Source organism: Streptomyces sp. NPDC018964, assembly GCF_044390325.1.
In the GTDB taxonomy this organism is placed as follows: Bacteria; Actinomycetota; Actinomycetes; order Streptomycetales; family Streptomycetaceae; genus Streptomyces.
This window is the reverse complement of sequence record NZ_JBIRYZ010000031.1, coordinates 23,154-43,477: the sequence shown is the minus strand read 5'-3', so window position 1 is coordinate 43,477 and position 20,324 is coordinate 23,154. Positions and strand designations below refer to the sequence as shown.

The following is a 20,324-nucleotide window of genomic DNA, read 5'->3' as shown; positions in this document are numbered from 1 at the left end:
TCGCCCACAGGACAGGTGTCGCTGTCGTCGTCATCCGGTCAACGTCCGGGCGGCGGTAAAGATTCCCGACCGGAGTCCCGATCCGGGTCATGTGTCGCCGTCGTAGCCGCAGCCTTGTCAACCAGTGCAGTACCCCCCGACGTCCGGTTTGTCACATCTATAAGGAGATACGACTCAGCGTTCGGCATCTTTGACGCGCAGTAACGGTACGCCTGGCAGGCCAAACGCGTACACTACAGCCCTTTCGCGCCCAGCGCTAAATCCTTTCGGGAACCGGGTTGCCCGCTTCGCTGATCGCCCGCCGTACCGGTACCCGTGCGAGCAGGACGAATCCCAGGGCGAAGAAGCCCACCAGGGAGATGATCGCGTCCCGGTAGCTGCCCGTCAGCTGGTAGGTGAGACCGAACAGCAGGGGCCCGAGCCAGCTCGTCCCGCGGTCGCTCACCTCGTACGCGGAGAAGTACTCGGCCTCCTTGCCGGGCGGCACGAGGTGGGAGAAGAGCGAGCGGGACAGTGCCTGGCTGCCGCCGAGGACCAGACCGATACCGGCCGCCAGCACGAAGAACCACGCGGGGGCGCCCGCGGGCAGGAAGTACCCGGCGGCCAGGGTCAGGGTCCAGGCGACCAGGGAACCGAGGATCGCGCGCTTCGCGCCGTACCGCCGGGCCAGCCGGCCCAGCGCCAGGGCGCCCGCCACCGCCAGCACCTGGACCAGCAGCACGGCCACGATGAGCGTCGACTGCCCGAGCCCCAGTTCCTTCGAGCCGTACACCGAGGCCTGGGTGATCACCGTCTGGATGCCGTCGTTGTAGACGAGGTACGCCAGCAGGAACGCCAGCGTCAGCGGGTGCCGGCGCATGTCGCGGACGGTCGCCGCCAGTTGGCGGAAGCCCGGCAGGGCCGCCTCCCGCGCGGGAGCGCGGCGGTCGCGCAGCCGGCGCAGCGGCACCAGCGCGAAGGCGCCCCACCACAGACCGGCCGACGCCAGGCAGATGCGCACCGCCATGCCCTCGGAGACGCCGAAGCCTTCGTGACCGGTGTAGAGGACGAGGTTCAGGACGAGGACCAGGGCCCCGGCCGCGTACCCGAAGGCCCACCCGCGCGAGGAGACCGCGTCGCGCTCCTCGGGCGTGGCGATCTGCGGGAGGTAGGAGTTGTAGAGCATCATCGCGACGGACTGCGCGGCGTTCGCCACCACCAGCAGCACGCCGCCGAGGAGATAGCGCTCACCGCCGAGGAAGAACATGCCGGCGGTGGCCGCGGCCCCGGTGTAGGCGGCGGCCGCGAGCAGCGGCTTCTTGCGTCCGGCGCGGTCGGCGGCGGCGCCCACCAGCGGCATCACCAGCACCGCCACGATCACCGACAGGGAGACCGAGTAGGCGAAGAAGGACCCCGCGCGCACCGGTATGCCCAGCGGGTGGACGAATCCGTCCGCGTCCGCCGCGGCCTCGGCGACCGATGTCAGATAGGGCCCGAGGAACACGGTGAGCACGCTCGTGGAGTACACGGAGCAGGCCCAGTCGTAGAAGTACCAGCCGCGCTGCTCGCGCCGCCGGCCGGCGGCCTCGTCCGGCGCCGGTGACCGCACGGTGTCGGTGTCCACCCGTGCCCTCGCTTCCCCGTGAGCGCGCGGAGGCGGCCGGACGCGGGGTCTCAGACCCAGACGCCGCGGTCCTCCATGACCTTGCGCAGTGTGCCGATGTGATCGGTCATGATGCCATCCACCCCGAGGTCCAGGAGCCGGTGCATCCGCTCCGCCTCGTTGACGGTCCACACGTGTACCTGCAGACCGTGCGCGTGGGCGGCCCGCACGAACCGGTGGTCGACCACCTGGATGCCCGACTGCCGCTCGGGGACCTGGGCGGCGACGGCCGACCGGCGCACCGCGGCGGGCAGTCCCCAGGACCGCAGCCGCAGGTTCAGCACGCCCCGGGTGCCGTACGAGGTGGCCAGCCGGGGGCCGGCCAGCCGCTGGGCGCGCACCACGCGGGCCTCGGAGAACGAGCCGAGACAGATCCGGTCCCAGGAATCGGTGCGCCCGACCAGGTCCAGGAAGGGCAGGAGGGCCGCCTCGGCCTTCACGTCGACGTTCCAGCGCACCTCGGGGAAGGTCTCCAGGAGCTCCTCGAACAGGGGGACCGGTTCCTCACCCGCCACGCGCGCGTGCGCCACGTCCCGCCACGGCAGATCGGCTATCCGGCCCGCGCCGTCCGTCACCCGGTCGAGGGTCACGTCGTGGAAGGCGACGAGCCGGCCGTCGCGCGTGGTGTGGACGTCGGTCTCGATGTACCGGTAGCCCGCCTCGACGGCACGCCGGAACTGCCGGACGGTGTTCTCCAGGCCGTCCGCCGCACCGCCCCGGTGGGCGAAGGCGATCGGGCCGGGACGGTCGAGGTAGGGGTGGCGTATCCGCGGGGTCACGGACGCAGTATCGCGCGCCGTGGTGGACCGGCGGCGACGACCGTGCTGCCGCCGGATGCCGGGGGGACGGCGAAGACCCGCAGGAACAGCTGGGCGAGCGGACCGATCGTCACCGCGTACAGCAAGGTGCCGACGCCCACCGTGCCGCCGAGGACGAAGCCGGTGACGACGACCGTGATCTCGATGGCCGTGCGGACCAGGCGGACCGACACCCCGGTGCGCCGGTTCAGGCCCGTCATCAGCCCGTCGCGCGGGCCCGGGCCGAAGCGCGCCGCGATGTACAGCCCGGTCGCCGCGCCGTTGAGCACGATGCCCGCCACCGTCAGCGGCACGCGTACGGCCATGGTGTGCGCGTCGGGGACCACGGCCAGGGCCGCGTCCATCGCCACGCCGATCACCAGCACGTTGGAGACGGTGCCGAGGCCCGGCCGCTGACGCAGCGGGATCCACAGCAGCAGCACCGCCGCGCCCAGGAGCGTCAGTACCACGCCCATGGACAGTCCCGTCCGCTCGGACAGGCCCTGGTGCAGTACGTTCCACGGTTCGAGGCCGAGCCCCGAGCGGACCAGCAGCGCCGAACTCGCGCCGTACAGCGCCAGACCCGCGTACAGCTGGAACAACCGCCGCGCGAGATGCCCGTGACGGGACGAGTACCTGGCCAAAACGTGCCCCCTGTAGTGGAAGTGGACCGGTACGTGCGATCATGTGGCGGGGGCGAGGGCGTCATCCAGGGCCAATTCAGGGAAGGTGGACTGATTCTCGTGGTGCAGTGGACTTCCGCAGTGGGCGCGGCGCAGCTCGCCCGGCTGCTCAACTCCCAGCAGGAGCGCCCGGCCGGCCCCGGGACCCGCCGTCCGCCCGCCTACCGCGCGCTCGCCGACGGCATCCGCCTGCTGGTGCTGGAAGGGCGCGTACCGGTGGCCGCGCGGCTGCCCGCCGAGCGGGAACTGGCCCTCGCCCTCTCCGTCAGCCGCACCACCGTCGCCGCCGCCTACGAGGCGCTGCGCACCGAGGGGTTCCTGGAGTCACGGCGCGGCGCGGGCAGCTGGACCGCGGTGCCGGCCGGCAATCCGGTGCCCGCGCGGGGGCTGGAACCGCTGCCGCCCGAGGCCCTCGGCTCGATGATCGACCTCGGCTGTGCCGCGCTGCCCGCGCCCGAGCCCTGGCTCACCCGGGCTGTCCAGGGCGCGCTGGAGGAGCTTCCGCCGTACGCGCACACCCACGGCGACTATCCCGCCGGGCTGCCCGCGCTGCGCTCGATGATCGCGGACCGCTACACCGCGCGGGGCGTCCCGACCATGCCCGAGCAGATCATGGTGACCACCGGCGCCATGGGCGCCATCGACGCCATCTGTCACCTCTTCGGGGGACGCGGCGAGCGCATCGCCGTCGAGTCGCCGTCCTACGCCAACATCCTCCAGCTGATGCGGGAGGCCGGCGCCCGGCTCGTCCCCGTCGCCATGGCCGAGGGACTGACCGGCTGGGACCTGGACCGCTGGCGCCAGGTGCTGCGCGAGGCGGCACCCCGGATCGCGTACGTCGTGGCCGACTTCCACAACCCGACCGGCGCGCTCGCCGACGAGGACCAGCGGCGGCGCCTGGTGGACGCGGCGCGTTCCGCGGGCACGGTGCTGGTCGCCGACGAGACGATGAGCGAGCTGTGGCTCGACGCGGACGTGGAGATGCCGCGCGCGGTGTGCGCCTTCGACCCGGCGGGGTCCACGGTGATCACGGTCGGCTCGGCGAGCAAGGCCTTCTGGGCCGGCATGCGCATCGGCTGGGTGCGCGCGGCCCCCGACGTCATCCGCAGCCTCGTCGCCGCACGCGCGTACGCCGATCTGGGCACGCCCGTGCTGGAACAGCTGGCCGTGAACTGGCTGTTCGGCACAGGTGGCTGGGAACAGGCGGTGGAGGTGCGGCGCGCCCAGGCCCGGCAGAACCGGGACGAGCTGGTGACCGCCGTACGGCGGGAGCTGCCCGACTGGGAGTTCGAGGTGCCGCGCGGAGGGCTCACGCTGTGGGTGCGCACCGGCGGTCTCTCCGGCTCACGCCTGGCCGAGGCGGGCGAACGGGTCGGCGTACGGGTGCCGTCCGGGCCCCGCTTCGGCGTCGACGGAGCGTTCGAGGGCTACGTACGGCTGCCCTTCACCGTGGGCGGCGCGGTGGCGGAGGAGGCGGCGGCCCGCCTGTCCGCGGCGAGGCGCGTCGTCGAGACGGGCGGCACCTCGGGCACGGAGATCCCCCGCACGTTCGTGGCGTGACCGGAGTGCCGGTGCCGTTTCGACCGCGGGCGGCCGTGCGGACGTTCGAAGAGGCGGCGGTGCCCCGCGACCGCGGGCGATCGTGCCTCCCCCGGTGCCTCGAAGACCTGGGAGGCCCTGGGGGAGGCGCGTGCCACGGGGCACCGCTCGAACGGCGGGACCTGCGGGCACCGGCGGTCGGCTAGGTGCTGGGCTCCGCCACCGCCGCCTCGGCGGGCGTCTTCGCCGCGTCCTTCTCCACCCTCACCTTGTCGAGGCGTACGGCCTCCGCCACCCCCGCCTCCAGCCGCTCCGGTTCCTCGTCCGCGGGTGTCGTCCGCGGCGGCAGCAGGTCCAGCACCGCCTGCCGCTCCGCGTCGCTGGTCGCGTCGTCGTACGGGTCCGGCGTCGCCGGGACCTGGAGACGGTGGACCGGCCCCGAGCCCAGCCGGGCGTACCCGCGCCCCGGCGGGACCTGGTCCACCGGCGTGGTGTGCGGCGGCGCCCCCAGAACGGCCTCCAGCTGCTCCGCCGTCGCGGGCCCGAGGACGACCCGCGCGCGCGTGTGCTGCCGTACCGGGTCGCTGAGGCCCTCCAGGCCGTCGAGCTGCTCGGCGACGACCACGGTGACGTTCGCCGGGCGGCCGTGCCGCAGCGGAACCTGGAGCAGGGACTGGGGGTCCTCGCGGCCGTTCGCGGCGGCCAGGTGCGTGAACGCGCTCGGCCGGTCCAGCAGCAGCCACAGGGGACGCCGGGTGTCCTCGGGCGGCGGGTCACCCGCCTGATGCGCGCGGTTGACCGCGATCAGCCGGCGCTCCGTCTCGTGCGCGGCCCACTCCAGGCTCGTCAGCGCCCCCGTCGGCCCGCACTCCACGGCGAGCACGCCGTCCCGGCCGGTCAGACAGGCGTACTCGCCGGTGCCGCCCCCGTCGACGATCACCACGTCGCCGTGGCGGAGGGCCTGCAGGGCGATGGAGCGCAGCAGTGTCGAGGTGCCGCTGCCCGGCTGGCCGGCCACGAGCAGATGCGGCTCGGTGGAACGGATGCCGGTGCGCCAGACGACGGGCGGGACGTCACGCCGCTCCCCGCCGTGGACGCCGTGGGTGAGCGGCAGCGTCCGCTGCACCCCGGCGGGGTCGGTGAAGCCGAGGACCGTCTCGCCGGGGGCTGTGACGAAGGGCTGGGCGGCGATGTCGGTGGGCAGGGGCGCGAGGACGCGGACCGTGAGCTGGTTGGCCTCCTCGTCCCACGCGAAGTGATACTCGCGGCCGCGGCCCGACTTCGCGCCGAGCAGGTGCTCGATCCGCGCCCGTGACTCCGGCTCGCCGTCGGTGAAGTAGGCGGGGTAGCCGATCACCAGGTGCGCGATCCGGCCGGTGGCGTCGAACTCGTACTCGGAGAAGACCTTCTCCCAGTCACCGCCGTGAGCGTAGAGCGGTTCGGGGTCCTCGGCGGCGGAGAAGTACGGCACCAGGGCCTCGTAGAGCGACTTCAGGCGCTGGACCTGTGACGCGTCGGGCCCGGCGGGCGCCGACGGGGCGCGGTCCCGGCCCTGCCAGGCCGCCGCCGCCATCAGGGTGATGACGGCGAGCAGGGGACCGTACGGCGCGAGCGCCACGACCAGCAGGACCGACGCCACCAGGAAGAGCAGCGCGCCGCGCCGGTCCTTGGGGGTGTCGGCCCACCTGCGCCGCCCGGCCGAGGCCAGTAGGCGCAGACCGCGCGTGATGGTGATCAGCGGGTGGAGGACGTCCGTGGCGCTGTCGGCCGCCGTCCTGGCCAGCTCCCGGCTCCGGGCGAGCTGTGCGCCGCCGTTGCGCAGGATGCGGGGGAGGGGACGCCGGGCCACTGCTGTCTCCAGAGGGTGTGTACGGGCGGGCGGTGCGTGGTCGGGCGGGTCAGAACTTGAAGCCGCCCAGGAGGCCGGCCAGGCTCTCGCCGCCCGCCTTGATGCTGGGCGCGATGGCCGTGCTGGCCAGATAGAAGCCGAAGAGCATCGCCACCAGGGCGTGCGACGTCTTCAGCCCGTCCTTGCGGAGGAAGATGAAGACGACGATGCCGAGCAGCACCACGCATGAGATCGAGATGATCATGTGAGTTCTCCTGGTTCGCGGGGACAGTCACCATGAGTACGTCCAGGATCACAGAATGTATCTATAGGATAAAAGGTGCAACTGGGTCGATTCGCGGCCTTTCCCCCGCATGGGTCTGCCGTGATCATTACCTCGGGCGCAACGGGTCATGTGCCCGGCGAGCCAGTACTCTGGCGATTCACCCGTACGGCTCTGCACCGCTCGCAGACGTACGTCCTGTCCCCGATGCGTGAAGCGCGTGCAGTGAGAGGCGGTCCGGCGATGACCGATGCCCCCGACCCCGAGGTCGTGGAGCTGGCGACCAAGATCTTCGACCTGGCCCGGCGCGGCCGGACCGAGGAGCTCGTGGCCTACGTCGACGCGGGCGTGCCGGCCGACCTGACCAACGACCGGGGCGACTCCCTCGTGATGCTCGCCGCGTACCACGGTCACGCCGAGGCGGTGCGCGCCCTGCTGGAGCGCGGCGCCGACGCCGACCGCGTCAACGACCGGGGCCAGACGCCACTCGCGGGAGCGGTCTTCAAGGGCGAGACCGAGGTGATCCAGGCCCTCCTGAAGGGTGGCGCGGACCCGTCCGCGGGCACCCCCTCGGCCGTCGACACGGCCCGGATGTTCGGTCGTACGGAACTGCTCGAGCTGTTCGGCGAAGGCTGAACGACACGCTCCGACCAGCGACGACACGGAAAACGGGGGAGGCGGTACAGGGCCGCCGAAATTTCGGTCGCGGCAGATGTGACCGCCGGGTCATCATGACGACGTGATTCACGGACGCGACGGCTGGGCAGGTGTTGCCGCACCGCGCGGGCCGTGATGCGGTCCGCATGGGCCACCGACGAGAGGCAGAGAGATGGTCTACAGCAAGCAGGAAACGGCGGGCGCCCCGACGTGTTGTCACGCGGCCAGGTAATGCACGTCCCCGGTTGCGTCGACGCTTGATGTGAGGCTGTTTCCCATGTTCGATCCGGTCATAGCGCCCAGCGGTACGCTGCTCGGCCTGCTCCAGCGGGGCCGCGGCGACGGCACGCTGCACGCGCTCACCGCCCCGCGCTCCGAAGCGCTCGCGGCGTTGAACCACTGTGTGCTCCACGACCCGCGCCACGACTGGCAGGTGGAGAACCGCTCCCTCTACTACGCCCGCCTCTACCTCGATCTGCACGGCGGACTGGACGCGATCGAGGCCCACCTCTTCGACCCCGAGGACGTCCTCGACACCGACGAGTCCCGCACCGGACTCGCCCTCGCGGTCCTCGGGCACCTCGCCTCCTACGGCAGGCGGGAGGCCCTCGAACTGTTGCGCAGGTACGCCGCCCACGGCACCAACTGGGCCTGGGCCCTGGACGAGCTGGCCCTGAGGGACGACGACGCGGGTCTGCGCGCCTTGGCCGTCCCGGTCCTCGCGCGGTTCGCCACCGACGCCGAGGGCGAGGCGGAACTCGCCGCCACCGTCCGCGACGCCTTCGAACCACGGCCCTGGCGCCTGTGGGCCGACGACCCCCGCGAGTCCGTCGCCGCGCGCGTGCGCGCCGCCCAGGAGGCCGGGTCCTTCGACCGCTGGCAGCGGCAGATGCGCCCCACCGGGCCCCGGCCCGGCTGGAGCGTCCAGGCGGTGTTCGAGTGGGCCCAGCAAGGCGTCGAACGCGGCGCCGCGCTCCATGTCCCGGCCGCCCGCTGCCTCACCGCCGTGGCGGGCCCCGAGGACCGGCCCGAGATCGTCCTCGCCGCCCAGGACGGCACCGAGGGAGCCCGGTGCACCGCCCTGCGCTACCTCGCCGACCGCGACGATCCCGACGCCCTCGGCCTGATCGAGGGCGCCGTGGCCACCGGCTCGACGGCCGTGGCGGAGGCCGCGGTCGACGCCTTCGAGCGCATGCGCGGTCTCGCCGCCGTCGACCGGGCGCGCGGCTGGGCCCGTCGGCCCGACCCGCTCGGCGCCGCCGCCGGCCGGGTCCTCGCCTGCCGGGGCGGCGCCCAGGACCGTGACCTGGTCCTCGCGGCGCTGCGGGAGGCGGTACGGGGCGAGGGCCCCGACGCGCCCACCCTGTGGACCCTCGTCGACGGCGCCGGACGCCTCGGCATCGCCTGTGCCGCCCCCGTGCTCCGCCACGTCTACCGCGAGACCGCCTCGTCCCATCTGCGGGGCCGCGCCGCCCGCGCCCTCGCCGCGACCGACCCCTCCTACGGCACCGGCTTCGCCGTCGAGTGCCTGTGGGACTGCGAGGAGTCCACCCGCGAGATCGCCGCCCGGCACGCCGAGACCGGGGACACCCGGGTCGTGGAGCGCCTGCGCAGGCTCGCCGCGGACCCGGCCGAGGAGGCCGAGGTGCAGACCGCCGTGCGCAGCCGGATCGGTCCCGAGGAACCCGCCGTGTGACCGCCTCCCGCGCGGCCGGTGAACGGCGGATGGCCCGTGGGTCAGGCGCACATGGATGCCGCCTGACCTGCGCGGGTGAGGAAGGCAACGCTCACGGCGCGTTCCCCGCCAGGAAAGATCCACGTTGACGTGACCACGTCCGGCGCGGCGACAACACCGGTATGCGTGTCGTCATCGTGACCGAGTCCTTTCCCCCCGATGTGAACGGCGTGGCCCACTGCGCGCTCCAGACCGCCCGACACCTCGTCGACCGCGGCCACGCCCCCCTCGTCGTCGCCCCCGCCATCGCGGACGACGCCCCCGACGGCGGGGTGCCCTGCCCCGTCGTCCGCGTCCCCTCCCTTCCGCTCCCCGGCTACACCCAGGTCCGCGTCGCCCTCCCCAGCCGGCGCCTGGCCGCCGCGATCACCGCGCACCGGGCCGACGTCGTCCACCTGGCCAGCCCCTTCGTCCTCGGCGTGCGCGGCATGGCGGCCGCCGCCCGCCTGGGCCTGCCCGCCGTCGCCGTCTACCAGACCGACCTCGCCGGATACGCCCGCACGTACGTGGGCGCCGGAGAGGCGGCGGCCTGGCGGCGCATCCGCTCCGTGCACACGGCCGCGGACCTCACCCTGGCCCCGTCCGGCGCCGCCCTGCGCGACCTGGAGGCACACGGCGTGCCCCGGGTCCGGCTGTGGCCGCGCGGTGTGGACACCGCCCGCTTCCGGCCCGGCCTCCGCGACGAGGCCCTGCGCCGCTCCCTCGCCCCGAACGGCGAGCTCGTCGTCGGCTACGTGGGTCGGCTCGCCCCGGAGAAGCAGGTCGAGCTGCTGTCGGAGACCTGCGAGCTGCCCGGCGTACGGGGCGTGGTCGTCGGCGACGGGCCCAGCCGGCCGGCGCTGGAACAGGCGCTGCCCGGCGCGGTCTTCCTCGGCCGCCGCACCGGCGAGGACCTCGCGCGGATCTTCGCCTCGCTGGACGTCTTCGTGCACACCGGACCGTTCGAGACCTTCTGCCAGACCGTGCAGGAGGCGATGGCGAGCGGGGTGCCCGTGGTCGCGCCCGCGGCGGGCGGCCCGCTGGACCTGGTCGCGCACGGCCGCACCGGACTGCTCGTCCCGCCGCGCGACGCCGCCGCCGTACGCGACGCGGTGTGGTCCATGGCCGCCGATCCCGCCCTGCGGGCCGCGTACGGGGCGGCAGGGCGCACGACGGTCGAGGGACGCACCTGGGCGGCCGTCGGCGACCGGCTCATCGGGTACTACGCCGATGTGCTCGCCGGACGCAGGACGGCGGTGGCGGCGTGAACGGGTCACTGCGCATCGTGCGGCTGGCGAACTTCGTGGCGCCCGCGTCCGGCGGGCTGCGCACCGCGCTGCGGGAACTCGGCAAGGGCTACCTGGGGGCGGGGCACCGGCCCGTGCTCGTCGTCCCCGGCGAGCGGGAGAGCGACCGCGAGACCGAGCAGGGGCGGGTGATCACCCTGCCGGGCCCCCTGCTGCCCGGCACCGGCGGCTACCGCGTCCTCACTGACAGGCGGCGGGTCGCCGGCCTGCTCCAGGACCTGGCCCCCGACCGGCTCGAGGTGTCCGACCGTACGACCCTGCGCTGGACCGGCCGGTGGGCCCGGCGGGCCCGCGTCCCGGCGGTCATGGTCTCCCACGAGACCGCCGACGGGGTGCTGCGCACCTGGGGGCTGCCGGAGCGGGCCGCCCGGCGCACCGCCGACGCCCTCAACACGCGTACCGCGCACACGTACGCGCGCGTGGTGTGCACCACCGAGTTCGCCGAGCGGGAGTTCGTGCGCATCGGGGCCCGCAACGTCGTACGGGCCCCGCTCGGCGTCGACCTGGTGGAACGGCACCCCGCGCTGCGCGACCCGGGACTGCGCGCCCGGTACGCGCGCGGGCCGCGGACGCTGCTCGTGATGTGCTCCAGACTGTCCCTGGAGAAGCGGCCGGGGACCGCGCTGGACGCGCTGGAGGCGCTGCTGCGGCGTGGGCGGCGGACGGTGCTGGTCGTCGCCGGGGACGGGCCGCTGCGGGCGCGGCTCGAACAGCGCGCGCGGGAGCGCGGGCTGCCGGTCGTCTTCCTCGGGCACGTGCGCGACCGGAGGCTGCTGGGCGCGCTCCAGGCGTCCGCCGACGTGTGTCTGGCACCGGGGCCCGCCGAGACCTTCGGGCTCGCCGCGCTGGAGGCGATGGCGTGCGGCACGCCCGTGGTGGCGAGCGCGTCGTCGGCGCTCCCGGAGGTGATCGGAGCGGCGGGCGCGGTCGCCGAGGACCGCGGGGAGGCCTTCGCGGACGCCGTCGAGCTGCTCCTGGAGCGCGCGGAGACGGACCGGCGCGAGGCGGCACGCGCGCGTGCGGAGCGTTTCGGCTGGGGCACGGCGGTGGCGGCGTTCCTCACGGCGCACGACGCGCCGGCGACGGTGCCGGAGGCGGCGGCCAGGGGAGCCGCCCCGGTGCGGCCGGTCGTGTCCCGGGGGCTTTCGTGAGACCGCTGCGGTTCGTGGCCCTCGGGGACTCGCTGACCGAGGGGGTCGGGGACCGGACCGGCGGCGGATGGCGGGGCTGGGCCGCGCTGCTCGCGCCGTCGCTGGGCGTCGGACCCGTGCGGTTCACCAACCTCGCGGTGAGCGGGGCACAGACGCGCGACGTGCTCGAGCGGCAACTGCCCGCCGCGCTGGAGCAGCGGCCCGACCTCGTCTCCGTCGTCGTCGGCGTCAACGACACCCTGCGCCGCACCTTCGACATCCGTGACGTGGTGGCACGGCTGGACCGGGTGTACGCGGCGTGCACCGGCCAGGGTGCCGTGCTGCTGACCGCGTGCCTGCCCGATCCCGGCGGGATGCTGGGACTGCCGGGGGCGCTGGCCCGCCCGCTCGCCCGGCGGCAACGGGCGGTGAACACCGTGGTCCACGCCCTGTCCGACCGCTACGGGGCGGTGCACCTGCACGCCTGCGAGGGCGACTGGATCACCGACCGCGCGATGTGGAGCGCGGACCGGCTGCACCCCGGTGAGCCGGGGCACCGCCAGCTGGCCCTGCGCTTCCACGCGCTGCTGACGGAGCGCGGCCTCGCGACCGGGCCCGCTCCGTCACCGGAGCCGGACTCCCCGGCTCCCACCAGGTGGGCGAGCCTGCGGTGGCTGGCCACGGCCGGCACCGGCTGGGTGGCCCGCCGGTGCACCGACCTGCTGCCGCAACTGCTCTCCCTGGCCGTCGACGACATGCGCCACCACGCGCGGGGCACCGGCGTCCGCCTGGACCTGCGCACCTCCGCCGCCGTCTCGGCGGCCCTGGCCGCGTTGCCGGTGGGGGAACAACGTCCCGGCGCCGCCTAGGAGCACCGGCGGCGTACGGCGACGAAGCGGACCGGCGTGCCGGGGCGTGCCTGCGCGGCGGCCGGGAGGTCGGCGGGGCGGACGACCGCGATCACCGGGTAGCCCCCGGTGGTCGGATGGTCGGCGAGGAAGACCACCGGCGTGCCGTCGGGCGGCACCTGGACCGCGCCCAGCACCATGCCCTCACTGGGGAGTTCGTCCCGCCGGGCCCGTTCCAGGGCCGGCCCGGACGTGCGCAGCCCGATGCGGTTGCTCGCCGGCGACACGTGGTACGTGCGGGACGTGAAGAGCCGTACGGCGGCCGGGGTGAACCAGTCGTCGCGCGGGCCCGGTGTCACTCGCAGCACGAGTTCGTCCGGGGGTGCCGGCTGCGGGGCGACGTCCACGCGCGCGTGGACCTTCCGCGGGGTGCCGAGGGGGAGCACGGCGCCATCCGTGAGGGGGGCCGGGCCGAGACCGGAGAGCAGGTCCGTGGAGCGGCTGCCGAGCACCGGTTCGACGGCGATCCCACCGGAGACGGCCACGTAGGCGCGTACTCCGGAGACCGCCGCGCCGACGTCCAGCACGGAACCGGCGCGCACGCGCACCGGCGCACCCCAGGCGGCCGGCCGGCCGTCCACGGTGACCGGGCAGGGAGCCCCGGTGACCGCCACGGTGACCGTCGAACGGGGCCGCAGGGAACAGCCGTCGAGGGTCGTCTCCAGGACGGCCGCGTCCGGCGGGTTGCCGGTCAGCCGGTTGGCGAGCGCCGCCGCGGGCCCGTCCAGCGCTCCGGAACGGGGGACGCCGAGATGGGCGTGTCCAGGACGGCCCCGGTCCTGCACGGTGGTGAGGGCTCCCGCGCGGACGACGGCGAGCGCACGGTCCGTCATGCCGCGGACCCCGCCGCGGCCACCGGGACGAAGCGCACCCGCGTGCCGGGGGAGAGCAGCGCCGCGGGCACGCGCGCGTGGTCCCACAGCACGAGGTCGGTCGTACCGATCAGCTGCCAGCCGCCCGGCGAGGACCGCGGGTACACGCCCGTGTACGGGCCCGCCAGCGCCACCGAGCCGGCCGGGACGGCGGTGCGCGGAGTGGCCCGGCGGGGCACGTCGTAGCGGGCCGGCAGACCGGTGAGGTAGCCGAAGCCGGGCGCGAACCCGCAGAAGGCGACACGGAACTCGGTGCCCGCGTGGACGCGGGCCACCTCCCGCGCGGGGACACCCCAGTGCGCGGCGACGTTTGCGAGGTCCGGGCCGTCGTAGCGCACCGGGATCTCGACCGTCTCCCGCGCGTGCGGGGACACGGGCGGGAGACGGAGGGAGGTCAGTTCGGCGGCCAGCCGGGCCGGATCGGACAGGCCGTCGAGCAGCACCGTGCGCGCCGCCGGGACGATCTCGCCGGCGGGCAACGAGCCCTCCGCGCGGCGCCGCAGCAGCTCCGCGTGGAGCGCCTGGGCCTCGTCGTCCGAGGCGACCTCGACGAGCAGCGCGTCCTCGCCGACGGGCAGCACCCTCATACGAAGGCCTCCACCCGCACCCCGGACGCCTCCAGCGCGTCACGCACCCGTCGCGCCAGGTCCACCGCGCCGGGCGTGTCACCGTGCAGGCACAGGGAACGCGCCCGCACCTCGATGCGCCGTCCCGAGTGCGCGTCGACCTCCCCTCGGCGGGCCAGGTCCACCGAGCGGGCCACCACCGACTCCGGATCGGTGACCACGGCGCCTTCCTGACCACGTGGCACCAGCGTGCCCCCGTCGGTGTACGCCCGGTCGGCGAACGCCTCCGCGACCACCGGCAGACCCGCCTTCCGGGCCAGTTCCAGCAGCCGGGAGCCGGGCAGGCCGAGCACGGGCAGCGTGGCGTCCGCCAGGAGCACCCCGTCGACGACCGCGCCGGCCTGTTCCTCGTCGCGCACCACCCGGTTGTACAACGCCCCGTGCGGTTTGACGTACGCCACGCGGGCGCCCGCCGCGCGGGCGAACACCTCCAGGGCGCCGATCTGGTAGGCGACCTCGGCCGCCAGTTCGGCGGGCGGCACGTCCATCGCGCGCCGCCCGAACCCGGCCAGGTCCCGGTAGGAGACCTGGGCGCCGATCCGCACCCCGCGCCCGGCGGCGAGCTCGCACACCCGGCGCATGGTGGACGCGTCCCCGGCGTGGAAACCGCACGCCACGTTGGCGCTGGTCACCACGGACAGCAGCCGCTCGTCGTCGGTGAGCCGCCAGCGGCCGAACCCCTCGCCGAGGTCGGCGTTCAGATCGATCGACGTCATGGGCGCTTCGTTTCTCCTGTCTCGTGCCGCACGGGCCGGTCAGGCCACGCGGAACTGCTCGTCGCGGGCGTCGCTGAGGAACATCTGCCCCGGCGCGTGGGTGAGGGCGAACGGCGGGCGGGAGGCCATGACCGCGGCCTGCGGGGTCACCCCGCAGGCCCAGAACACCGGGATGTCCTCCGGCTCGAGGTCCACCGGGTCGCCGAAGTCCGGGCGGCCGAGGTCGTCGACGCCCAGCCCGGAGGGGTCCCCGCAGTGCACGGGTCCGCCGTGCACCGCCGGCAGCAGACTGCTCTCCCGGATCGCCGCGGAGAGGTGCTCGGGCGGCACCGGCCGCATGGACACCACCATCGGCCCGCGCAGCCGCCCCGCCGGACGGCACTGCCAACTCGTCACGTACATGGGAACGTTGCGGCCCTGCTCGACGTGCCGGACCGGAACGCCCGCCGCCGTCAGCGCCCACTCGAACGTGAAGCTGCAGCCGATCAGGAACGACACCAGGTCACCGCGCCAGTGCGCCCGCACGTCCGTCGGCTCGTCCACCAGCTCGCCGTGCTCCCACACGCGGTAGCGGGGCAGGTCGGTGCGCAGGTCCGCGCCCGGGGCGAGGACGGTGGTCGTGGACCCGGCGTCGGTGACGTCCAGCACCGGACAGGGCTTGGGGTTGCGCTGGCAGAACAGCAGCATGTCGTACGCCCAGTCGGCGGGCACCGAGATCAGGTTGGCCTGTGTGTGCCCCGCGGCCACGCCGGCCGTGGGGCCGGCCAGCCCCTCCCGGAAGCGGGCGCGCGCCGTGCGCGGGCTCCACGCGTGTGCCTGCCCGTCGACCAGCGCCACGGGGCGGTCGTCCACGGCGGTCGGCGTACGGTCGTCGATGTGGCTCACTCCAGTTCCTTCCCGCGGGTCTCCGGCAGCCCCAGCAGCGCCAGCGCCGCGATGCCGTAGCCGATCGCGCCGAAGACCAGCGCCCCGCCCACGCCCCAGCCGTCGGCCAGGAAGCCGACCGTCGTGGGGAAGACGGCGCCCACGGCGCGTCCGGTGTTGTACGTGAAGCCCTGCCCCGTGCCGCGCACCGCCGTCGGGTACAGCTCGCTCAGGTAGGAGCCGAAGCCGCTGAAGATCGCCGACATGCAGAACCCGAGTGGGAAACCGAGCACGAGGATCACGGTGTTGGCGCCGTTCGGGATGTTCGTGTACGCCAGGATGCAGATCGCGGACAGCAGCGCGAACAGCCAGATGTTGCGCCGCCGGCCCAGCCGGTCGGTGAGGTAGCCGCCGGTCAGGTAGCCGGCGAAGGCACCCGAGATCAGGAACGTCAGATAGCCGCCGGTGCCCACGACCGACAGGTCGCGCTCGGTCTTCAGATAGGTCGGCACCCACGTGGCGAGGGTGTAGTAGCCGCCCTGGACGCCCGTGGAGAGCAGCACGGCGAAGAGCGTGGTGCGCAGCAGGCCCGGCGCTCCCGGCCGGTCCGGCCGGAAGATCACCGCGAACGAACCCTTCCGCGCGCTCTTCTCCCGCGCGGCGGCCGCCTCGGGAGCGTCCCGCACGCTGCGCCGCACCCACACCACGAGCAGCGCCGGCAGCGCGCCGGTCCAGAACATCACGCGCCAGGCCAGGTCGTCGTCGGCCAGCGAGAAGATCGTCGTGTACACGATCACCGCCAGCGCCCAGCCCACGGCCCAGGAACTCTGGACCGCGCCGAGGGTGCGGCCGCGGTGCCGGGCGCTTGCGTACTCGGCGACCAGGATCGCGCCGACCGCCCACTCACCGCCGAAGCCGAGCCCCTGCAGCGCGCGGAACACCAGCAGCGTCTCGTAGTCGGGCGCGAAGCCGCAGGCCACGGTGAACACCGCGTACGTGATCACCGTCAGCAGCAGCGCCCTGACCCGGCCGACGCGGTCCGCCAGCACGCCGGCGAGGGCGCCGCCGACCGCGGACACCACCAGGGTGACGGTCGTGAGCAGGCCGGTCTGGCCGCTGTCCAGACCGAAGTACGCCGACAGCGCGACCATCGTCAGCGGCAGCGTGAAGTAGTCGTACGAGTCCAGGGCATAGCCGCCGAAAGCGCCGCCGAAGGCGCGCCGGCCGCGCGGCCCCAGTGCGCGCAGCCAGCCGAACGCCCCGTCGTCAGGGGCGTGTTCGGGCGGTGCGGGGCGTGGGGCGTCGGTCAGGGCCCGCGGTGGAGGGGGCGTACTCATGGGCACCTCGCAGGAAGAGGACGGAGGGTGCGGGAAGGAGTGAGCCGTGCCACTGTCCAGCAAGGTAGAGGATCGTTGAACGATCCTTCAATACCCATGTTGTCTCGTTCTTCCGCGTGCGATTGAATTCCGGCATGGCAGAGCGGATGGGCGGACTGGCCGACGACCGTGCCCTGTTGGGCCGTACCAGCACCGCCGAGCGGGTCGCGGACATCCTCAGGAGCCGTATCGCCGAGGGCTACTTCCCGCCCGGCACGCGGCTGTCGGAGGACAGCATCGGCGGTGCGCTCGGCGTCTCCCGCAACACGCTGCGCGAGGCGTTCCGGCTGCTCACGCACGAACGGCTGCTCGTCCACGAGCTGAACCGGGGCGTGTTCGTCCGGGTGCTGACCGTCGAGGACGTCGAGGACATCTACCGCACCCGCCGCCTCGTCGAGTGCGCCGTCGTGCGCGGGCTCGGCGAGCCGCCCTACGCGCTCGACGCGCTCACCGAGGTGGTGGAACAGGGGCGCACGGCGGCGCGCGAAGGTGACTGGAACGGCGTGGGCACGGCCAACATCCACTTCCACCGGGAACTGGTGGCCCTCGCCGCCAGTGAGCGCACGGACGAGCTGATGCGCAGCGTCTTCGCCGAACTGCGGCTCGCCTTCCACGTCGTGGACGAACCCCGGCGACTGCACGAACCGTACATCGCCCGCAATGTCGGGATTCTCCAGGCGCTTCAGGACGGGGACCGCGACAAGGCCGAGGCGCTGCTGGCGGCCTACCTCGAGGTCTCGCTGGAACGGGTCGTCGAGGTATACCGGCGGCGCGTCGGCGAGGACGGACAGGACGGCCGGCCGACGGTGTGACGACCGTCGCGCCGGGGCGCAACACGGTCGTTTGGGTCGTTGTCAGACCGAGGACCTAGTCTGTGCACCGTGACTTCGCCTGCATCGACGGACAGCGTTCCGCCCCAGCTCAGCGCGGGGCCGCGGCCCGCGCCGGGCCCGGCCGCCGACGAAGGGCTGGCGCGGCGGCTGCGCGCGCTCGCGTGCACCGCGCCGCTGCACGACCTCGACGCGCGCAAGGCCAACCTCGCCGGCGAGTACTCGGTGTACGGCATGGCGGAGATCGCCCTCGCGGCCATCGACCTCGTCACCCTGAACATGGACTTCGACACGGGCGCCGACCACGACCAGATAGTCGCCCGGATCGTCCCGCGCGTCGCCGCCCAGGCCCCGCTCCGCCCCGCCGCCGAGCACGAGCGGGTGGCCCGCTGGGTCCTGGAGAACCTGATCAACGTCGGCAGCGTCGACCGCGGCTTCCGCGCGGTGTACGGCGTGTTCGGCGCGGACGGCACCTATGTGCGCCGTGACTACGACTTCAAGCTGATCGAGGAGGTCCCCGGCCCCGGCGGCACGGTGTACCTGCGGACGACCGACGAGGCCGTCAACGTCCTGGTCGGCGCCCTGGACACCGACGTCACCAGCGCGCAGATCGCCGCCGAGGTCAAGCTGGAGGTGCTGATCAGCCGGGGCAGGCTCGCCGACGCCCAGCTCGCCGCCGAGCAGGCCCGCTACCGGACCGTGCAGTACTCCGAGACCCTGCGCCGGGCCCTGGACGCCACCCGCCGCAACGTCCGCGCGGTGGACTGGCTGAGCGCCGTGCCCGACATGATCGCCGAGGCCCTCGACCACGTGGCGGACCGCTACCGCCACGAGAACGCGATCCTCACCAACATCCGCAAGGCCCGCGACGAGTCCGAGGACCTCGAGCACAAGCGCCGGGCGGCCGAGCTGGTGGACATCGTCAAGGACTGCATCCGGCGCCACACCCAGCTGCAGTCACGGCTGCTGGAGGCCGGACCGCTGTTCCGCGCCGAACAGGACCGGCAGGCCTTCGCCACCCCCACGTCGTCCTCGGGCACCGACCTCTACGGCCACCTCCTCGCGCCCCTGCTGCCACTGCCCGTGGAGCGGGCGGCCCGGGTCACCGACGCCTTCTTCGCCCACGGCACCGGACTGCGCACCCCGGTCTCCGTGCGGGTCGCCGACCTTGTCGAGATCCTGCTGACACCGCCCGTGGAGCGCGAACACCTCGGCGCCGAGATGCCCGAGCCCGACCTGATCGCCACGCCCGACGACAGCCGCTTCAGCGAGGAGCAGCTGGCGGCCGCCACGGAACTGCTGGACCTGCCCGCCGACGCACCGCGCCGGCTGTCCGGACTGCTCGCCGAAGCCCGCCGCCAGGACCCCGAACTGCCCTACCTGGTCGCCCTGCTGGCCATCCACGCCGCCAGCCCCCCGGTCGGCACCGCCTACCGCCAGGGCGAACCGAAACTGCTGTTCGCCGTGGACGACGGAACCGAACTCGACGACCCCGAGTTCGGCGGCGCCGACCTCATCGTCGGCACGGCCCTGCTGGACGCGGCGGGGATGGCCGCGGACCGGTCGGAGGCGGCATGACGGAGCGAGCAGTCCGTACCGAGCTGTCCCAGAGCAAGGAGTCCCGACCGTGACCGAGCACGTCGAGTGGAGTGAGCCGGAGGCCGCGGCCGCACCGGCGAGCGCCGCCGTCACACCCGCCGACGCCGCCGACGCCGCACGGCTCGTCGCCTTCGGCCTCCAGCCCAAGCTCCAGCCCGCCCGCGACCAGGAGTACGCCGACCTGCTGCGCCGCTACCGCGAGGACCCGCCGTTCGCGCGGCTCGCCGACGCCGTGGCCACCGGCCTCGGACTGGTCGTGCTGGAGGTGTCCCCGCGCGCCGGCATGGCCGTCACCGCCGCCGAGGACTCCGTCTTCGCCGTCCGCATGGGCGACTACGCGCGCCGCACCTCCGCCGACGGCGGCGACCGGTTCCTGCACGGGCTCGCCCACCTCGCCGTCGCCGCCATGGCCTTCCCGCGCCCCGAGGACCTCGCCGACGACGGCTACATCGGGCGCGTCACGGTCAACGGCGTCGACTCCTTCGTCCGCCAGGCCTGCCACCGCCTGGAGGAGCGGGCCGCGCAGCAGGGCGAGAACACCGACCCGGCCAGCGACGCCCCCGGCCTGGAGGCCGCGTGGCGGATCTGGGCCAGACGCAGCTCGACCGGCGCCACCAAGGACGCCCGCCGCCTCGCGGGCTCCACCACCGGCATCGTCGCCAAGGCCGTCGGCTTCCTCACCGACTCCGGCTTCCTGCAGCGCACCGGCGACGACAACGGCGGCACGTACCGCACCACGGCCCGCTACCAGCTCCAGGTCCGCGACATGGCGGGCGGCGCCGCCATGGCCGAGCTGCTGGAGCTGGGCGTCGTCCCGGTCACCGACGGCACGCCCACACTGCTGCCGCCCGAGGACGGCGACGACCTGGAGCTGGTCGCCGACGCCGGTCTGCCGTTCCACTCCTCCTGAACCCCCGTTTCCGCCTGAACCCCCGTTTCACGAAGCCTCACGA

At 74.1% G+C, this 20,324-nt stretch carries 19 protein-coding genes; 9 read left to right on the top strand and 10 right to left on the bottom strand.

What is annotated here, in order from left to right; translation table 11 throughout:
- Positions 1-256 precede the first annotated feature (256 nt).
- The 3 genes from ACH5AO_RS33545 to ACH5AO_RS33535 are packed head-to-tail and all read right to left on the bottom strand — an operon-like array spanning position 257 to position 3,083.
- Positions 257-1,603 carry an MFS transporter gene (locus tag ACH5AO_RS33545; RefSeq protein WP_398931343.1) on the bottom strand — a complete coding sequence of 449 codons (1,347 nt, stop codon included), beginning with the start codon at positions 1,601-1,603 and terminating at the stop codon, positions 257-259.
- A gap of 50 nt (positions 1,604-1,653) precedes the next feature.
- A complete protein-coding gene (locus ACH5AO_RS33540; protein ID WP_398931341.1) occupies positions 1,654-2,421 on the bottom strand; it encodes a glycerophosphodiester phosphodiesterase in 768 nt (255 codons plus the stop codon).
- A complete protein-coding gene (locus ACH5AO_RS33535; RefSeq protein WP_398931339.1) occupies positions 2,418-3,083 on the bottom strand; it encodes a YitT family protein in 666 nt (221 codons plus the stop codon). The genes ACH5AO_RS33540 and ACH5AO_RS33535 overlap by 4 nt, the downstream gene beginning before the upstream one ends.
- Before the next feature lie 99 nt (positions 3,084-3,182).
- Between ACH5AO_RS33535 and ACH5AO_RS33530 the strand changes: the two genes are divergently transcribed.
- A complete protein-coding gene (locus ACH5AO_RS33530; RefSeq protein WP_398931337.1) occupies positions 3,183-4,682 on the top strand; it encodes a PLP-dependent aminotransferase family protein in 1,500 nt (499 codons plus the stop codon).
- Between the two features lie 181 nt (positions 4,683-4,863).
- Here ACH5AO_RS33530 and ACH5AO_RS33525 read toward each other — a convergent pair whose 3' ends face one another.
- Both ACH5AO_RS33525 and ACH5AO_RS33520 read right to left on the bottom strand, forming a co-directional pair.
- On the bottom strand, positions 4,864-6,510 hold the full coding sequence (locus ACH5AO_RS33525) for a hypothetical protein (RefSeq protein WP_398931335.1): 1,647 nt from the start codon (positions 6,508-6,510) through the stop codon (positions 4,864-4,866).
- A gap of 49 nt (positions 6,511-6,559) precedes the next feature.
- Positions 6,560-6,754 (bottom strand): hypothetical protein, encoded by a 195-nt coding sequence (locus ACH5AO_RS33520; RefSeq protein ID WP_398931334.1) that lies wholly within the window; start codon positions 6,752-6,754, stop codon positions 6,560-6,562.
- Between the two features lie 261 nt (positions 6,755-7,015).
- On the opposite strand from ACH5AO_RS33520, the gene ACH5AO_RS33515 reads away from it, so the two are divergent.
- From ACH5AO_RS33515 to ACH5AO_RS33495, 5 genes are all read left to right on the top strand, one after another.
- Positions 7,016-7,408 (top strand): ankyrin repeat domain-containing protein, encoded by a 393-nt coding sequence (locus tag ACH5AO_RS33515; RefSeq protein WP_398931332.1) that lies wholly within the window; start codon positions 7,016-7,018, stop codon positions 7,406-7,408.
- A gap of 298 nt (positions 7,409-7,706) precedes the next feature.
- Positions 7,707-9,125, top strand: coding sequence for a HEAT repeat domain-containing protein (locus ACH5AO_RS33510; RefSeq protein WP_398931330.1), 1,419 nt, complete (start codon positions 7,707-7,709; stop codon positions 9,123-9,125).
- A gap of 161 nt (positions 9,126-9,286) precedes the next feature.
- The gene (locus tag ACH5AO_RS33505) at positions 9,287-10,411 is read left to right on the top strand and encodes a glycosyltransferase family 4 protein (RefSeq protein ID WP_398931328.1); all 1,125 of its coding nucleotides are present in this window, start codon (positions 9,287-9,289) and stop codon (positions 10,409-10,411) included.
- Positions 10,408-11,601 carry a glycosyltransferase gene (locus ACH5AO_RS33500; protein ID WP_398931326.1) on the top strand — a complete coding sequence of 398 codons (1,194 nt, stop codon included), beginning with the start codon at positions 10,408-10,410 and terminating at the stop codon, positions 11,599-11,601. Before ACH5AO_RS33505 ends, ACH5AO_RS33500 begins: the two co-directional genes overlap by 4 nt.
- Complete coding sequence (locus tag ACH5AO_RS33495; RefSeq protein ID WP_398931324.1) at positions 11,598-12,449, top strand: SGNH/GDSL hydrolase family protein; 852 nt, start codon at positions 11,598-11,600, stop codon at positions 12,447-12,449. The genes ACH5AO_RS33500 and ACH5AO_RS33495 overlap by 4 nt, the downstream gene beginning before the upstream one ends.
- On the opposite strand, the gene ACH5AO_RS33490 is transcribed toward ACH5AO_RS33495, so the two are convergent.
- The 5 genes from ACH5AO_RS33490 to ACH5AO_RS33470 are packed head-to-tail and all read right to left on the bottom strand — an operon-like array spanning position 12,446 to position 16,903.
- On the bottom strand, positions 12,446-13,321 hold the full coding sequence (locus ACH5AO_RS33490; protein WP_398931322.1) for a biotin-dependent carboxyltransferase family protein: 876 nt from the start codon (positions 13,319-13,321) through the stop codon (positions 12,446-12,448). The genes ACH5AO_RS33495 and ACH5AO_RS33490 overlap by 4 nt on opposite strands.
- Positions 13,318-13,947 carry an allophanate hydrolase subunit 1 gene (locus tag ACH5AO_RS33485; RefSeq protein ID WP_398931320.1) on the bottom strand — a complete coding sequence of 210 codons (630 nt, stop codon included), beginning with the start codon at positions 13,945-13,947 and terminating at the stop codon, positions 13,318-13,320. Before ACH5AO_RS33485 ends, ACH5AO_RS33490 begins: the two co-directional genes overlap by 4 nt.
- Positions 13,944-14,702 carry a LamB/YcsF family protein gene (locus ACH5AO_RS33480; RefSeq protein ID WP_398931318.1) on the bottom strand — a complete coding sequence of 253 codons (759 nt, stop codon included), beginning with the start codon at positions 14,700-14,702 and terminating at the stop codon, positions 13,944-13,946. Before ACH5AO_RS33480 ends, ACH5AO_RS33485 begins: the two co-directional genes overlap by 4 nt.
- Positions 14,703-14,741: 39 nt before the next feature.
- Positions 14,742-15,587, bottom strand: coding sequence for a putative hydro-lyase (locus ACH5AO_RS33475; protein ID WP_398931316.1), 846 nt, complete (start codon positions 15,585-15,587; stop codon positions 14,742-14,744).
- The gene (locus tag ACH5AO_RS33470; protein ID WP_398931314.1) at positions 15,584-16,903 is read right to left on the bottom strand and encodes an MFS transporter; all 1,320 of its coding nucleotides are present in this window, start codon (positions 16,901-16,903) and stop codon (positions 15,584-15,586) included. The genes ACH5AO_RS33475 and ACH5AO_RS33470 overlap by 4 nt, the downstream gene beginning before the upstream one ends.
- A 134-nt stretch (positions 16,904-17,037) precedes the next feature.
- On the opposite strand from ACH5AO_RS33470, the gene ACH5AO_RS33465 reads away from it, so the two are divergent.
- From ACH5AO_RS33465 to ACH5AO_RS33455, 3 genes are all read left to right on the top strand, one after another.
- Positions 17,038-17,754, top strand: a complete 717-nt coding sequence (locus ACH5AO_RS33465) for a GntR family transcriptional regulator (protein WP_398931312.1) — start codon at positions 17,038-17,040, stop codon at positions 17,752-17,754.
- A 69-nt stretch (positions 17,755-17,823) separates the two neighbouring features.
- Positions 17,824-19,350, top strand: a complete 1,527-nt coding sequence (locus tag ACH5AO_RS33460; RefSeq protein WP_398931310.1) for a hypothetical protein — start codon at positions 17,824-17,826, stop codon at positions 19,348-19,350.
- Between the two features lie 49 nt (positions 19,351-19,399).
- Positions 19,400-20,281 carry a hypothetical protein gene (locus ACH5AO_RS33455; RefSeq protein WP_398931308.1) on the top strand — a complete coding sequence of 294 codons (882 nt, stop codon included), beginning with the start codon at positions 19,400-19,402 and terminating at the stop codon, positions 20,279-20,281.
- Positions 20,282-20,324: the final 43 nt, after the last annotated feature.

Bases quoted from the DNA above. Each gene is read 5' to 3' on its own strand.
- ACH5AO_RS33520 (WP_398931334.1), bottom strand. From the start codon at position 6,754: ATGATCATCTCGATCTCATGCGTGGTGCTGCTCGGCATCGTCGTCTTC.
- ACH5AO_RS33515 (WP_398931332.1), top strand. From the start codon at position 7,016: ATGACCGATGCCCCCGACCCCGAGGTCGTGGAGCTGGCGACCAAGATC.
- ACH5AO_RS33510 (WP_398931330.1), top strand. From the start codon at position 7,707: ATGTTCGATCCGGTCATAGCGCCCAGCGGTACGCTGCTCGGCCTGCTC.
- ACH5AO_RS33505 (WP_398931328.1), top strand. From the start codon at position 9,287: ATGCGTGTCGTCATCGTGACCGAGTCCTTTCCCCCCGATGTGAACGGC.
- ACH5AO_RS33490 (WP_398931322.1), bottom strand. From the start codon at position 13,321: ATGACGGACCGTGCGCTCGCCGTCGTCCGCGCGGGAGCCCTCACCACC.
- ACH5AO_RS33485 (WP_398931320.1), bottom strand. From the start codon at position 13,947: ATGAGGGTGCTGCCCGTCGGCGAGGACGCGCTGCTCGTCGAGGTCGCC.
- ACH5AO_RS33480 (WP_398931318.1), bottom strand. From the start codon at position 14,702: ATGACGTCGATCGATCTGAACGCCGACCTCGGCGAGGGGTTCGGCCGC.
- ACH5AO_RS33470 (WP_398931314.1), bottom strand. From the start codon at position 16,903: ATGAGTACGCCCCCTCCACCGCGGGCCCTGACCGACGCCCCACGCCCC.
- ACH5AO_RS33465 (WP_398931312.1), top strand. From the start codon at position 17,038: ATGGCAGAGCGGATGGGCGGACTGGCCGACGACCGTGCCCTGTTGGGC.